A 12,788-nucleotide genomic window follows, 5' to 3' on the forward strand; every position below is an offset into this window, starting at 1 on the left:
AGATTCTTTGAAATGAAAAAGTTAATTCTATCCCTATTATTAGTTGCTTCTGTTCTGGGCGCAAATGCCCAGAACAGAAAGCATATTGCCAACTTCCAGCTGTTTCAGCACTACTACAATCCTTCGCTGACGGGCTACGAGGGCTCCCAACTCAAGGGCTTCCACCGCAACCAGTGGACAGGCTTTGAGGGGGCCCCCAGAACCTACTTTGCCTCGGCCGAGCTGGATCTGGCCGACCTTTCGGGCTGGCAGCAGAACGACGTGCTCAAAACAAAGCAGCACGATTTCTTTGATCGCCAGGCCGGCGCCCGCCATGCTTTCGGCGTGAGTGTGCTGCAGGATACCTTCGGCCCCTTCTCGGAAAGCCAGGTGCACCTGGGCTATGCCTCCCGCGTGCGGCTATCTGAAAAGCTGAGCCTGCGCTGGGGCGGCGCCCTTACATACAGCGCCCAGCGTCTGGACGGCAACAGACTGACGGTGGACAACGAAAATGATCCGGAGTTTCAGGGGGTGCTGGGCCAGCGTTTGCGCCAGGGCAAGCTCGACCTGAACCTGGGCTGGACGCTGACGGCCGATAAGTTTTACTTCGGTTATGCCATGCAGGACGTGACCAAGGGTGGTATTGTGTCGGGCGGAGACGAGTTTTTGCAGGACCTCTATACCCGCAAGCACCTGTTGCAGGCGGGCTACCGCAAGGCCCTCTCTGATCAGTTCGGACTGGTGGCCAATGCCCTGTTGCAGTATGATGATGAGCTGAAGGAGAGCGCCGAACTGCAGCTTAAAGCCGTGTACCAGAACATGCTCTGGCTGGGGGGCAGCTACCGCCAGGACCTGGCCTGGAGCGCGACTGCCGGTTTGCGCCTGGATCAGTTCCGCATCGGTTATGTCTATGAGATCCCGGTGCAGAACGCCCGGCACGTGAGCCGGAGCACCAACGAGATCTCCCTGACCTATAATCTGATCCCGGTGAAGTATCCGAAGTATGGAAGACAAGTGACAATCTGGTAAAGCAAAGTGAACATGAAGAAGATCGTATACACCATCGGGTTGATGCTGGGGGTTATTGTAACGGGCCAGGCCCAGACCAAACTCCTGGAAACGAATGCTGAAATGGCCGGTGTGGCCCTGGTGGGAGAGGAGATGCTCCTGATTACCAAAAAAGAAGATGGCGGCCAGTACCTCTATACCGCCCGTCGGACTAATCCGGAAGCGGCCGAGCGGGCCCTTTCCCTGAACGCTGGTCAGGTGAACGCCGTGGTGGGCGGCAACCTGGCAGCAGGCGAAGTGTTCGTCTACCACAAGTCGGGCCGCAAGGCAGAGAAGATCAGCATCTACAAATGGACAAACGGGGGATTTGTGAAGGGGGCGGAACTGCCTGTGCCCCAACTGCGCAACCACTCCTACAACCTGGGCCTGTACCTGACCCAGGACCGGCGGCAGCTGTATATTGCCGCTGAGTTGGCAGGCTCGCAAGGCTATGATGACCTATACCTGAGCGAGTGGAATGATGACAGCTGGTCGAGGCCAAGGAATCTTGGCAGGCAAGTAAATTCCAAAGCAGCTGAGTTTGCCCCTTTTGTCAGCAACGATTCCCTTTTCTTTTCGCGTCAGCAGGGAGAGACGGCCTACATTTATGGAGCGCCCCTAAAGAACGGACAAGCGGGCGAGGCGGTGCGGCTGGCTGGTGTGGTCAATGGGAAAGAGGCCTACAACGCCTACTTGAGCAAGAGCAAGGACCAGACGGTCTGGGTGAGTGCAACAGCGCAGGAGCAGCCGCGCTACATTGCCTACCTGTTGGGAGAACAGCCTACAGAAGCGGTAGCAGCTTCCCCGGCACCACTTGCCGAAGCAGCAGCAGCAGCAGCAGCACCTGCCGAAGCTGTTGCAGCGCCCCCAGCTGAGACTGTTGCAGCACCACCGGCTGAGACTGTTGCAGCATCAACTGCCGCAGTGGCCGCAGAACCTGTGAAAGCAGCAGCAATGCGGACTGCTGCGCCGTCGCTGGTGCTCTACAACGAGTTTAATCGGGTGCATCTGAGCCTGCAGCAACTGGCAGGCTTGTCGCGCTTTTTGCGCCAGCAGCCGGACGGTGCCTCCTTTGTCATCAAAGGTTACTCGGACGGTTACGGCGAGCCTGCGGCCAGGCAGCGGGTAAGTGAACAGCGCGCCCAAAGCCTGAAAAACTATATGCAGCGTTACTTTGCAGACAAGGGTTTCGAGATGGAAATAGAGGGCGAGGCGCTGCCCGACAAAGGCAAGGCCCACCGCAAAACCGAGCTATACCTGGTACAATAGCAAACTTATTGTTAGTCGGAAATGAATGCAAGAGGCCACTTTGTTAAGAAGTGGCCTCCTATCTTTTTTACGTGTTTCGGTAGTTTTTTTATCACTTAATACGCCCTTACTATCACAATCCCACATCTTTCCTCTAAATTACATCCCTTCAAAAGACTGCTCGTACGCATAATCCGTACAGAGTAGGCAATACAAAAGAATTATACCTTAAAACTAAAGAATAACGAATGGCGACAGGTCTTCTCGCACTATTGGATGATGTGGCGGCACTGGTGAAAGTCAGTGCGGCAAGCTTGGATGACGTACCCACGCAAGTGGCAAAAACGACCGGTAAAGTGTCCGGCATCGTGATCGACGATACAGCCGTGACACCGAAGTATGTGGTGGGCCTCGATCCGAAACGCGAGCTCTCCATCATTTACCAGATCGCCAAAAAATCTCTCATCAACAAAGCGATCTTTCTGGGGCCAGCCGCGCTGGTACTCGGCTACTTTGCGCCAGCAGTTATACCTTACATCCTCATGGTGGGTGGTGCTTACCTGTGCTTCGAGGGCTATGAAAAAGTGCACTCCATGTTCAGCAAAAGCCACGAACCTACTGATGAGCCGACAGAGGATATGAAAGTGATTACCCCGGAGGAGCTGGAAAAAGAACGGGTAGGCAGTGCCGTGCGCACAGACTTTATCCTTTCAGCAGAGATCATGGCCATTGCTTACGCCACTGTGGCCGGCAGTCCGTTGATGAACCAGATCGTGGTGCTGTTTACAGTGGCCATCTTCATTACCATTGCCGTGTATGGCTTTGTGGCCCTGATCGTGAAAGCAGACGACATTGGAGTGCACATGGCTCAGGACAAATTTCACCCGACCACCCAGAAAATCGGACGCGGCATTGTGAAGTCTATGCCAAAATTCCTGGTGATACTAGGGTATTTGGGCACAGCTGCGATGCTGTGGGTGGGCGCTGAGATCATTGCGCATGGCTTGCACCTTCCGCTGGAGGTGCTGGAAGGTCCCTTTGCTGATATACCTGCCCTTGCCTGGTTTGTAAAAGTGCTGGTGCTGGCCTTGGGTGGTTTGCTGCTCGGCGCTGTCATCGCGATGGTGATCAACTTAGGCAAAAAAATGTTCAAAAAACCAGCTGAGAAGGTAGCCCACTAAGCCTTAACTCCCTTTTGCGGCATACCTGACAGCTGTTTCTGTCACTAATTTCAGGATGTTTTTGAGCACCGGGCTATTGTCGTTTTTACGCCAGGTCACATACAGGTTTGTGTTGTAGGGCAGGGGGATGAAACGCACGTTTGGTAAAGCACTGAACGAATAGGAGTAAGGCAGAATCGTCACTCCCAGGCCTTTGGACACCAGCCCCAGTATCATGCCTCCAAAGTCTGTCTCGATGCGCACGTCCGGTATGAAGCGTTGGTCTTCGAAGATCTGGCGAAGGCCTGCGGTATAGAACGTAGTTTGCGCCAGGTTCGACAAAATGAACTTGTCATTTTCGAGATCGTGCATACCTGTGAAGTTCTGCTCGGTGAGGCGGTGGCTGTGGGGCACGACCAGTGCATAAGGCTCCGAGTAAAGCCACTCCGACTGCAAAGCCGGGTTTTCGGCGGGGTCGCGCCGGAAGGCTATGTCCATCTGGTAGCTAAGCAGCAACTGCTCAAAGCTGATGTCAGTCGGCTCCACCAGGTCCACCTTCAGCTCCGGCAGGACAGTGGAAATGCTCGTGATCAGATCCGGCATGAAACCGTAAGCGATAGAACCTGGATAACCGATCCGAACGGTACCAAAAGCCCCCTCGTGTATTTTACGCGCCTGCAAGTGCACACGGTTAATCTCATCAAGCAGCGGCGTCCACTGCTCGCGCAAAAACGCGCCTGCCTCGGTCAGCTTCACACTCCGCTTGTTTCGCTCGAACAGCAGTACACCCAGTTCCACTTCCAGCGCTTTGATCTGCCGGCTGAGAGCAGACTGTGTGATGAACATGCGCTCGGCCGTGTTCCAGAAGTGCAGTTCCTGCGCCAGTGCCAAAAAGTACTTAATCTGCTGTAGCTCCATTCGCTGTGATTCGTTTTCTGCATTAGTCAAGCGAATAAAAGCATTTTTTAGCCCGTTTTCACCTGTTTACTTTGCAATAAATAATTTAATGTGAATTAAACGATGGCTACACTACGAAAATATATGGGAGAGGTAGTAGGTTGGGGAGGTGCTTTTTTTTCGCTTGCGGCCTTCAGCCTGAACAGCATGGGCCTCACGCATGGGCAATCAGTAGAGTATCTGGGCATGAACATCATCGGGTGTTTACTCCTGATCTTTTACGGCTTGTCTAAGAAAGCGCACGCTAGCTATGTGTTAAACGGCATCTTTCTGCTTGTCGCTGTCATTGCGCTGGCCAGGGCCTACTTCCTACAGGTATAGCCTGACAACTTTAAACTATCCAGGCTCCCCGGAGCACACGATCCCCTGCAACTGAAAAGCTGCAGGGGATTTTTTATGTCGATGGTATAGTGGCAGGTAGCTTGAGGGCTCTGGCTCCTTCCTCTGTCTATCCTCTTTGGTTATTTGTGTTGCGCCTTGATTAACAATTGCTTAGAGACGTAAAACAGAGCTACGGTACATTGGTTATTTTTCAATCGGGAGGCAACCCTTTTGGGATTTAGTCCGTGATGGGAGCGCAAATTCTGGAACAGTGAGCAAAACAGAAGGCGAAGTATTGGATGAGCTGCTACGTCAGTGTCTGAAACAGGACCGCGGGGCACAGAGAGAGCTTTACCGGCTCTTCTTCGGGTATGCCATGAGTGTTTGTGTCCGTTACTCGCAGGATGCTGAAGAAGCGAAAGATGTGCTGAACGACGGGTTTATGAAGGTGTTCACCAGACTGGATCAATATCACCCGCCCAAGCCGTTCAAAGGTTGGCTGCGGCGGATCATGATCAACACAGCGCTGGACAACTACCGGCATAACCTGAAGAACTATCACCTGCAGGACATCGACAAAGCAGAGCCGGCCTCCGATCCGTTTGATGTGGAGCAGCAGCTTAACTACGAGTACCTGATCTCACTGGTGCAGCAACTGTCGCCTGCCTACCGGGCTGTTTTCAATCTGTATGCCATAGACGGCTATACCCACGAAGAAATAGCCGAAACGCTGGATATAGCAGTGGGTACGTCGAAGTCGAACCTGGCCAAGGCGAGGGCAAATTTGCGGGAGGCATTACAAAGAAGCAAAATCGATGAGCGCAAACAATATGTCTGACGAGGAGCTGGACCGCCTGTTCAGGAAATCAGCTGGGCAATACGACCCTCCCTTCGACGAAGAGGCGTGGAAGGCGATGGAACGCAAACTGGACGGCGCGCAGGGCGGCTGGGCAGGTATAAAACGCTTGTTACCCATCGTGCTGCTGGCCTTGCTGGTGACGGTAGGCGTCGTCTGGAAATTGATGGAAAGAGAAGCGCCAATTCGGGAGACCATTGCTATACCTGCAGAACAAGCAGCAAAGCAAGATGCGGGAGTAGCTGCTATACCTGATCACACCAAAGGGCTGGAGCAAACTTTCTTACCGAAGCCTGATTCACCCGCTGCGCCATATCTTGCCGTGCAGCCAGGTTCCGGAGTCCACTTAGCAGAGAAAACCGTGCGGGAACGCACCGCTATACCTGAGCACCGTACTATACCTGGCGCTGCTATACCTGACAGCCGCGTCACCAGGGTAGAGGAGCCTTTGCAAACTGTCGAATCAGTGATAGCAAGGGTACCCCATTCAGTTGCAGGTATAGCCCGGCAGGCAGCGGCACTGTCTATACCTGACACTGCTCCAATACCTGCCGATAGCAGTCAGGCAGAGGAGCGGGGAGAGCGGGTGTTCCTGCGCAGTGTCCGGGTGACGCTGGTTGCGGCGCCAGATATCACCACCGTGCGCTTCAAAGATCCGGATGCGGTAAGTGCCAATGCGGGGGTGCTGTTTAGTGTGCCCCTTACCAGGAGGTTGAGCCTGGTGTCGGGTGCTGTGTGGGCGAACAAATTGTACCAGGCCACGCCCGAAAACTACAAACCCTCCCCGGGCTACTGGGACGGCAAACGGCAACCGGATGTGATTGCCGCGCAATGCAAGGTGCTGGATATACCTGTCAACCTGCAGTACCAGGTGCTGGGCTGGGGCAAGAACATGCTGACAGTGCAGGCGGGACTATCCAGTTACCTGATGCTCAACGAAGCATACACCTATACCTACTACTACCCCGGAAGAGAGCCCTACCGTAACACCCGGGAATTCACTAACGAGAACAGACACTGGTTCGGGATACAGAATCTGTCTGTAGGCTATACGCGTCAACTGTCTCCTGCCATCACGATCGGAGCAGAGCCCTTCGTCAAAATACCGCTAGCAAGTATTGGCGAGGGGCGAGTGAAGCTCATAAGTGCAGGAGTGTTTTTTACAGCCGGCTTTACTTTAAGATAACAGCTTCAAATTTTTACGGGAATTCAACACTCCACGCTATGGCATGCCTAAGGTTGTGTCAGGAAGAATCTCTGTGCTTTTACTTTTTAAATCACTTCTCCTTAATTTTTAATAAAGATGAAAACCTATCGAATTAATTTCGGAATACTGCTTGGCGCGCTGCTGAGCCTGTCCTTTATGATGACCGCCTGTGACGACGACGACGATGACAACACCGTAATACCAGGCGATGAGATCGTGGCCCTCAAAGAAGTAGCGCTGACCGGTGCCAACGAGGTGCCTGCTGTCACTACCCAGGCGACCGGTACCTTCAAGGGTACTTATAACATGGATACCAAAGTGATGAACTATACCATCACTTTTCAGGGTATCACGCCAACTGCCATGCACTTTCACAAGGGCGGCGTGACTGTGTCCGGACCGGTTACGATACCGATTAACCCCGGTACCAGCAATGACCCTTACTCCAGTGCAAACCCTTACAATAGTCCACTGACGCGATCCACTTCCCCACTCACAGCTGCACAGGAGGCGGAGTTGCTGGCCGGAGAGTGGTACATTAACATACACAGCGACCAATTCCCTAACGGGGAAATCCGGGGACAGGTCACACGCTAAAGCTATGACATGTTGCCCGGCTGTTCTGCTCACTGGCGGCCGGGCAACTATGTCAGTCTGTAGAAGTAGAGGGCAGAGAGGGCATCTATGAGACGGATTGATTTTGCTTTTTGTACATTTTTTATTATGTTTAAACATATAATCACAACAGCTTACAGTTTAGCATGACGATGCGACTCTGAAATTACTCCCTCTCAAATGATTGAAACCCAAGACGAGCTATTAAAAGACCTGGAAGCCATCCGGCAGATTCCTATTGTACCCACCATGCTCGAAGTTATATGCCAGACTACCGGAATGGGGTTTGCGGCCATTACACGCGTAACAGAAGACAGATGGCTGGCATGCAGTGTGCGCGACGAAGTGAACTTTGGCCTGGAAGCGGGAGGAGAATTGCAGGTGGAAACAACGCTTTGTAATGAAATAAGATCACACCGCAACCCGATCGTGATCGATAATGTGGCAGAGGACCCGCTTTACTCCGACCACCATACACCCAGAATATACGGACTCCAGAGTTATATCTCCATACCTATCATTCTCAAAAACGGAGACTTTTTCGGCACACTCTGCGCCATTGATTCCAAGCCAGCTTCTCTGAACAACTCCAAGGTGATCAACACATTCAAGCTGTTCGCCGAACTGATCGCCTTTCATCTTCAGAGTATAGATATGCTGGAGCAAAGCCATAAAGTTGCTACAGAGCTGAGGCAGGAGAATGAAGGCCTGGCCAGTGCCAATTTTGACCTCGGTAACTTTGTGTACACTGCCTCGCACGACCTGAAATCGCCGGTGGCCAACATTGCAGGACTGATAGAGGAACTTTCGGATTCTGTTTCGAAAGAGAACTTAAACCGGACAGAGATCAAGCAGATCACGGATCTGATCAAGTCATCTCTCAAGCGCTTTTCCACCACCATACGGGACCTGACTACGCTCGTGGAAATCGACAAGGTGAGCGACGAGGAAAAATCTGAGAAGCCTGACTTGCATGAGATGGTAGAAGCCGTGAAACAGGATCTGCAGAGCATGATTTTAGCCTCTGGCGCGCAGCTGAACGTGATTGCCGCTGACGCTGAGGTGGCGGGCTTTTCTAAAAAGAACCTCAAGAGCATTTTAGGCAACCTGATCAGCAACGCCATCAAGTACCGCTCGCCTGATAGAGCGCCAAAAATCAATATAAAGCTGGAGAAGTATGCAGGCAGATCCTACCTGTCGGTGCAGGACAACGGACTAGGCATACCGGTTGAAAAGCAGGAAAGTGTCTTCACCATGTTTGGGCGCATCCATGAGCATATAGAGGGTAGTGGCATTGGCCTTTATATCGTGAAACGAATGGTCGACAATGCACAGGGAGAAATCAAGGTGAGCAGCGTGATGCACGAGGGTACTACCATCACGATTATTTTTTAGGAAAGCCCATTCAGAACTTTCCAACATAATGACCCCAAAGAATCAGGACACTGATTTTTGTTCATGTCCCTTTCTCTTTCTCCATTTCTTCAATGAGATAAGTTAGAGGCGTAGCTTAGATTACCTTATTCACAAGACTTAGCAGCCTTTGCGCAAATTATCTGCGTAGTCATTGGGCAATTCGGATTCCTCAACGGCTCTGGCGGCTTTCTCGAAGTCGTAAGTGAAACGGATAAACTCCACCTCTATACTGTCTTTATTCAGCACCGAACTGTGCTCATTGATGGTCAGCATGACATAACCTCCCCGGTTGTCGGCATCTTTGGGTTTGCCCACCGAACCAATGTTGATGGCATGCCGGAAGTGGGGCTGCTCTCCTTCGGCACTGTCGAGGATTCGGTGGTAGGGCTTGTGCGTGTGGCCAAAGCACATGATATCTGCATCGGCGTCCTTCATAATACGCAGCAAGCTTTTCTCGTCGCGGTCTTCGAACAGGTACTCGTTGATCTTTCGCGGACTGCCGTGCACCAGCAGCAGGTTCAGTTTGTCGTTATTCAGTTCAAACGCTACTTTGATGTGTGCAGGCAAGGTACGCAGGTAGCGGCGCTGCGCAGGGTTGATGATCTTGTTCGTGAAAGCGATTGAAACCGCGCCATTGGCCTTTTCCTCCTCTGTTTTGTAGGCGCAACCGCAGTCGTCGCTCTCCCGGCCTATGCCAAAATCGTAATTGCCCGCTATGGTAGGGATGTTGCGTTTGCGGATCTCATCAATCACCTCATTTGGCCAGATGTTATACCCCACCAGATCGCCGAGGCAGTAAATGAAGTCAGCCTGGCGGGCCTCTACGTCTGCAAAAAAGGCCTCTAGAGCAGGCAGGTTGGCGTGTATATCACTGAAAAGGGCTATCCGGGTCATGGGTAACGTGATTGATAAAGGAGCTACTGCTAACAATACAAATCAGAAATCAGGTATGCGTTCTTAGGTATGTTTGCTAACTGAAATTACTTTATGATTGCAATATTACGATTAAAGCTTAGCTCCCGCAACGGGGCGCCGTTAACGAATTGTTATGGATGGATGCTAAATTCGTAAGGTAGGGACTAGCTGCGCTCAACCACGATATACCTGGCTGAGAAGCCGTTCTGCTTATAGAGTAACTGAAGTGCCGTAATCAGGGAAGCTATACCTGTTGCTTTGGTCTGCCGGCCGCCCAGCGGACGAAGGTAGTTCTGGAACCCGCTACCAGGCACGCGGAGCACGACACGCCGCGCGTCGGGCTCTTCTACTTCGGTCAGCGCTTTGGCAAGCACCGCCTGGCGCATGTAGGGGAGGGCTGTTTTCATGCTGCGGTAATCCGAAAAGGCATAAAGGCGGTAGTAGGAGCTGAGCTTGACAGAATTCACGCTTCAAAAATAGCGTATAAAACTTTACCAGTACATCATATCCAGCAGATTGATTTTAGTAGTGTAGGGTTCCAGCGCACGCTTGGAGGCCAGCCCCCTGATCAGCCCAACGATATGGTTCTCCGGGTTGCTCCATACCTCCGCAAAGAAATCGCCCATGTCGTACAGCTGAATGCGGTAGCCGCGACGGCCCCGCTCAGCCAAGAAAGTCCCATGAGCCCATATCATTTCTAATCTGCCAGCCAGTGTGTGGGTGTTAAAAAAGCTGAGATTCGGGCTATGGTAAGGATATTCGGGTGTAGATGCTGTATTAATCACTGCAGGACTCCTCAGGGTTGTCGTAATCCCAGTACACTTCTATAGTAGTGGGCTTATACAGGTAGGCAGGTATGGGGGTATAGATGATCAGCTGCCAGCCAGCCTTCTGCATGTCCTCCCGGTGCAGACGCCTTACCTGCCACATCAATCTCTCATGTATTTCCAGTCCAACAGGGCGGTGACTCCCCACATACGGACTTCCCTCCTCAAATTTGAATGTGGTCGTATGCATAAACTACAATTTTTACAGCTATCCCTTATACTACGTAAGTTGTTATGATTTAAGGTGCAGATTTCGAAAGATTTATCTGTTGGGAAGCTCTAACCTGTTTATAAAGTTCTTTCGCGAAAAGAATCCTAGCTATAATTAATATAAACATTATTATAATGTCTTTAATTAAAACAATATATTATATGAAACGTAATATGGTGCTAGTAACCTAATCTACACTGTGAAATCCCTGAAGCCAATAAAGGAGAGCACTCTATGATCAAACTCTTAACCTTATGCTTACTTATAATTGGCGCATATCCATCTTTTGCTCAGTTCAATTCAATAACATTTCTGAGTCAAATTCCCATTTCTGCAAATACAGGTGAAAAGCCGCAATCGAAAGTATGGGCATATGCAGGTACATTCTGGACAGTGTTGCCTGATAATACTGGTACGCATGTCTGGAAATTAGTTGGCACTCAATGGGTGAGTGTTCTGAAGATTTCTGACAAGACTACTTCGAAGGTTGATTGTAAAGTAGTTGGAGAAGTAACACATGTCTTGCTGTTTCATGAGTCTAATGATGAAAATCTTCCTGCATATTTTGATATAGTTACATTAAGCTACATCGCTGAAGATGAAAACTATTCAGACCATAAAGCAGCATCCAATCTATCACTTGGAAATGGCGTTGAGACAGCAACCTTTGATATTGACGGCAAGGGCAGGATGTGGCTCGCGTACGCAAGGGCCAACAAGGTAAGGGTAAGGTATAGCGATTCACCATATAGCAGTTGGAGTGACGAGAAGGAACTAACAAGCGGTTTAAAAAGTGATGACATATGTGCAGTAGTAGCCTTGCCAGGAAGAGTGGGTATTTTCTGGTCAAACCAGAATTCTAAAAAGTTTGGCTTTATGACGCATGAAGATGGAGTTGATACCAACACGTGGTCAGTAGTGGAAAATGTGGATCACAAAACGAATGGAAGCAGAGAAGGTGGGCTAGCGGACGACCATCTGAACATGGCCGTAGCCAACGATGGCACACTATACTGCGCGATCAAAACAAGTTATAAACACAGCGACCAACCAATACTTGGACTTTTTGTGCGAAGACCCTCAGGCATATGGGACAATTTGTATAGTGTTACCAAGCAGGGCACCAGAACCCGACCAATTGTTATTCTGAACGAAGTAGAGAAAATTATTAGGGTAATTTATACTGAAAGAGAAGGGGGAGGCAATATTGTTTATAAAGAGTCTTCACTGGACAATATTGATTTTGGAGATGAAAGTTCAAATGATCCTGACGAGCAAAAATCCAATAGGGAATTTGTCTTGATAGAGGGGTTCTATAACAACGTAACAAGCACTAAAGACAATTTTACCGATGATATTGTCATCATGGCTTCCAGTGCAGGCAACTCACCTAGCCGACCAGTAGCAGTGAGTGTACTGGCAACCTCCAGAATAATCCCACTACCCGTCGAACTTACCAGTTTCACTGCCAGATTGGCGGCAGATGATGCAGTTTTGGAATGGAAAACGGCCTCAGAGCAGGATAATGACTATTTCAGCGTAGAGTCGAGTATAGACGGCCGTACTTTTACTCCGATCGGTCGGGTGAATGGCAATGGGACCACACAGTTGCAAAGAAGCTATTCCTTCACGGATAAGAATATTTCAAGGTATAGGGCAGCGGGCATCTACTATAGGTTAAGACAAGTTGACTACAACGGTGAGTTTGAGTTCAGCCAGATCAGGCATGTAAGTGCGCCCGGCCTTCCTGACGCCATAACTCTAAAGGCATTCCCAAGCCCTTTTGATGACTACCTGGAGGTTCTGATCACTTCCAGTGAAGAACAAGCAAGCTCTATTGTACTCTATAACGCGCAGGGGCGAATCATGCAATCTCAAACCATAGCGCTCAAAAGGGGGATTAACACGATTTCGTTAACAGAACTGAACCTGGCAGGCGGCATCTATTTCCTGAAAGTCACTACTGCAGAAAAGCAGAATGTCCTGAAACTGGTTAGTGAATGATTTCTTTATGTAGACTTCCCCGAAC

Annotated in this window: 14 protein-coding genes; 9 read left to right on the forward strand and 5 right to left on the reverse strand. The window is 50.5% G+C overall.

Translation table 11 applies throughout. The features are described from left to right. The first annotated feature begins 12 nt into the window (after nucleotides 1–12). The 3 genes from L1278_RS09040 to L1278_RS09050 all read left to right on the forward strand — a co-directional run bounded on the left by L1278_RS09040 (nucleotide 13) and on the right by L1278_RS09050 (nucleotide 3,455). Nucleotides 13–1,008 carry a PorP/SprF family type IX secretion system membrane protein gene (locus L1278_RS09040; protein WP_253403052.1) on the forward strand — a complete coding sequence of 332 codons (996 nt, stop codon included), beginning with the start codon at nucleotides 13–15 and terminating at the stop codon, nucleotides 1,006–1,008. 12 nt (nucleotides 1,009–1,020) lie between these two features. Next, on the forward strand, nucleotides 1,021–2,295 hold the full coding sequence (locus tag L1278_RS09045; RefSeq protein WP_253403054.1) for a hypothetical protein: 1,275 nt from the start codon (nucleotides 1,021–1,023) through the stop codon (nucleotides 2,293–2,295). Nucleotides 2,296–2,522: 227 nt separating this feature from the next. Beyond that, the gene (locus L1278_RS09050) at nucleotides 2,523–3,455 is read left to right on the forward strand and encodes a DUF808 domain-containing protein (RefSeq protein WP_253403056.1); all 933 of its coding nucleotides are present in this window, start codon (nucleotides 2,523–2,525) and stop codon (nucleotides 3,453–3,455) included. Nucleotides 3,456–3,458: 3 nt separating this feature from the next. On the opposite strand, the gene L1278_RS09055 is transcribed toward L1278_RS09050, so the two are convergent. Then, nucleotides 3,459–4,352 (reverse strand): LysR family transcriptional regulator, encoded by an 894-nt coding sequence (locus L1278_RS09055; RefSeq protein ID WP_253403058.1) that lies wholly within the window; start codon nucleotides 4,350–4,352, stop codon nucleotides 3,459–3,461. Between the two features lie 102 nt (nucleotides 4,353–4,454). On the opposite strand from L1278_RS09055, the gene L1278_RS09060 reads away from it, so the two are divergent. The 5 genes from L1278_RS09060 to L1278_RS09080 all read left to right on the forward strand — a co-directional run bounded on the left by L1278_RS09060 (nucleotide 4,455) and on the right by L1278_RS09080 (nucleotide 8,785). Then, nucleotides 4,455–4,712 (forward strand): hypothetical protein, encoded by a 258-nt coding sequence (locus tag L1278_RS09060; RefSeq protein WP_253403060.1) that lies wholly within the window; start codon nucleotides 4,455–4,457, stop codon nucleotides 4,710–4,712. A gap of 271 nt (nucleotides 4,713–4,983) precedes the next feature. Further along, nucleotides 4,984–5,550, forward strand: coding sequence for a sigma-70 family RNA polymerase sigma factor (locus L1278_RS09065; RefSeq protein ID WP_253403062.1), 567 nt, complete (start codon nucleotides 4,984–4,986; stop codon nucleotides 5,548–5,550). Then, nucleotides 5,528–6,754 (forward strand): hypothetical protein, encoded by a 1,227-nt coding sequence (locus tag L1278_RS09070; protein ID WP_253403064.1) that lies wholly within the window; start codon nucleotides 5,528–5,530, stop codon nucleotides 6,752–6,754. The genes L1278_RS09065 and L1278_RS09070 overlap by 23 nt, the downstream gene beginning before the upstream one ends. Nucleotides 6,755–6,871: 117 nt before the next feature. Continuing rightward, a complete protein-coding gene (locus L1278_RS09075; protein ID WP_253403065.1) occupies nucleotides 6,872–7,372 on the forward strand; it encodes a CHRD domain-containing protein in 501 nt (166 codons plus the stop codon). A 198-nt stretch (nucleotides 7,373–7,570) separates the two neighbouring features. Continuing rightward, a complete protein-coding gene (locus L1278_RS09080; protein WP_253403067.1) occupies nucleotides 7,571–8,785 on the forward strand; it encodes an ATP-binding protein in 1,215 nt (404 codons plus the stop codon). A 138-nt stretch (nucleotides 8,786–8,923) separates the two neighbouring features. Here L1278_RS09080 and L1278_RS09085 read toward each other — a convergent pair whose 3' ends face one another. The 4 genes from L1278_RS09085 to L1278_RS09100 all read right to left on the reverse strand — a co-directional run bounded on the left by L1278_RS09085 (nucleotide 8,924) and on the right by L1278_RS09100 (nucleotide 10,738). Continuing rightward, nucleotides 8,924–9,700 (reverse strand): metallophosphoesterase, encoded by a 777-nt coding sequence (locus L1278_RS09085; protein WP_253403069.1) that lies wholly within the window; start codon nucleotides 9,698–9,700, stop codon nucleotides 8,924–8,926. Between the two features lie 185 nt (nucleotides 9,701–9,885). Further along, the gene (locus L1278_RS09090; protein WP_253403071.1) at nucleotides 9,886–10,188 is read right to left on the reverse strand and encodes a hypothetical protein; all 303 of its coding nucleotides are present in this window, start codon (nucleotides 10,186–10,188) and stop codon (nucleotides 9,886–9,888) included. Nucleotides 10,189–10,212: 24 nt separating this feature from the next. Next, entirely contained in the window at nucleotides 10,213–10,506 is a 294-nt protein-coding gene (locus L1278_RS09095; RefSeq protein WP_253403072.1) for a hypothetical protein, read from the reverse strand. Continuing rightward, complete coding sequence (locus L1278_RS09100; RefSeq protein ID WP_253403074.1) at nucleotides 10,499–10,738, reverse strand: hypothetical protein; 240 nt, start codon at nucleotides 10,736–10,738, stop codon at nucleotides 10,499–10,501. The genes L1278_RS09095 and L1278_RS09100 overlap by 8 nt, the downstream gene beginning before the upstream one ends. Before the next feature lie 255 nt (nucleotides 10,739–10,993). Between L1278_RS09100 and L1278_RS09105 the strand changes: the two genes are divergently transcribed. Next, nucleotides 10,994–12,763 carry a T9SS type A sorting domain-containing protein gene (locus L1278_RS09105; RefSeq protein ID WP_253403075.1) on the forward strand — a complete coding sequence of 590 codons (1,770 nt, stop codon included), beginning with the start codon at nucleotides 10,994–10,996 and terminating at the stop codon, nucleotides 12,761–12,763. Nucleotides 12,764–12,788 lie beyond the last annotated feature (25 nt).

This window comes from Pontibacter sp. HSC-36F09, from assembly GCF_024171605.1.
Classification (GTDB): Bacteria; Bacteroidota; Bacteroidia; order Cytophagales; family Hymenobacteraceae; genus Pontibacter.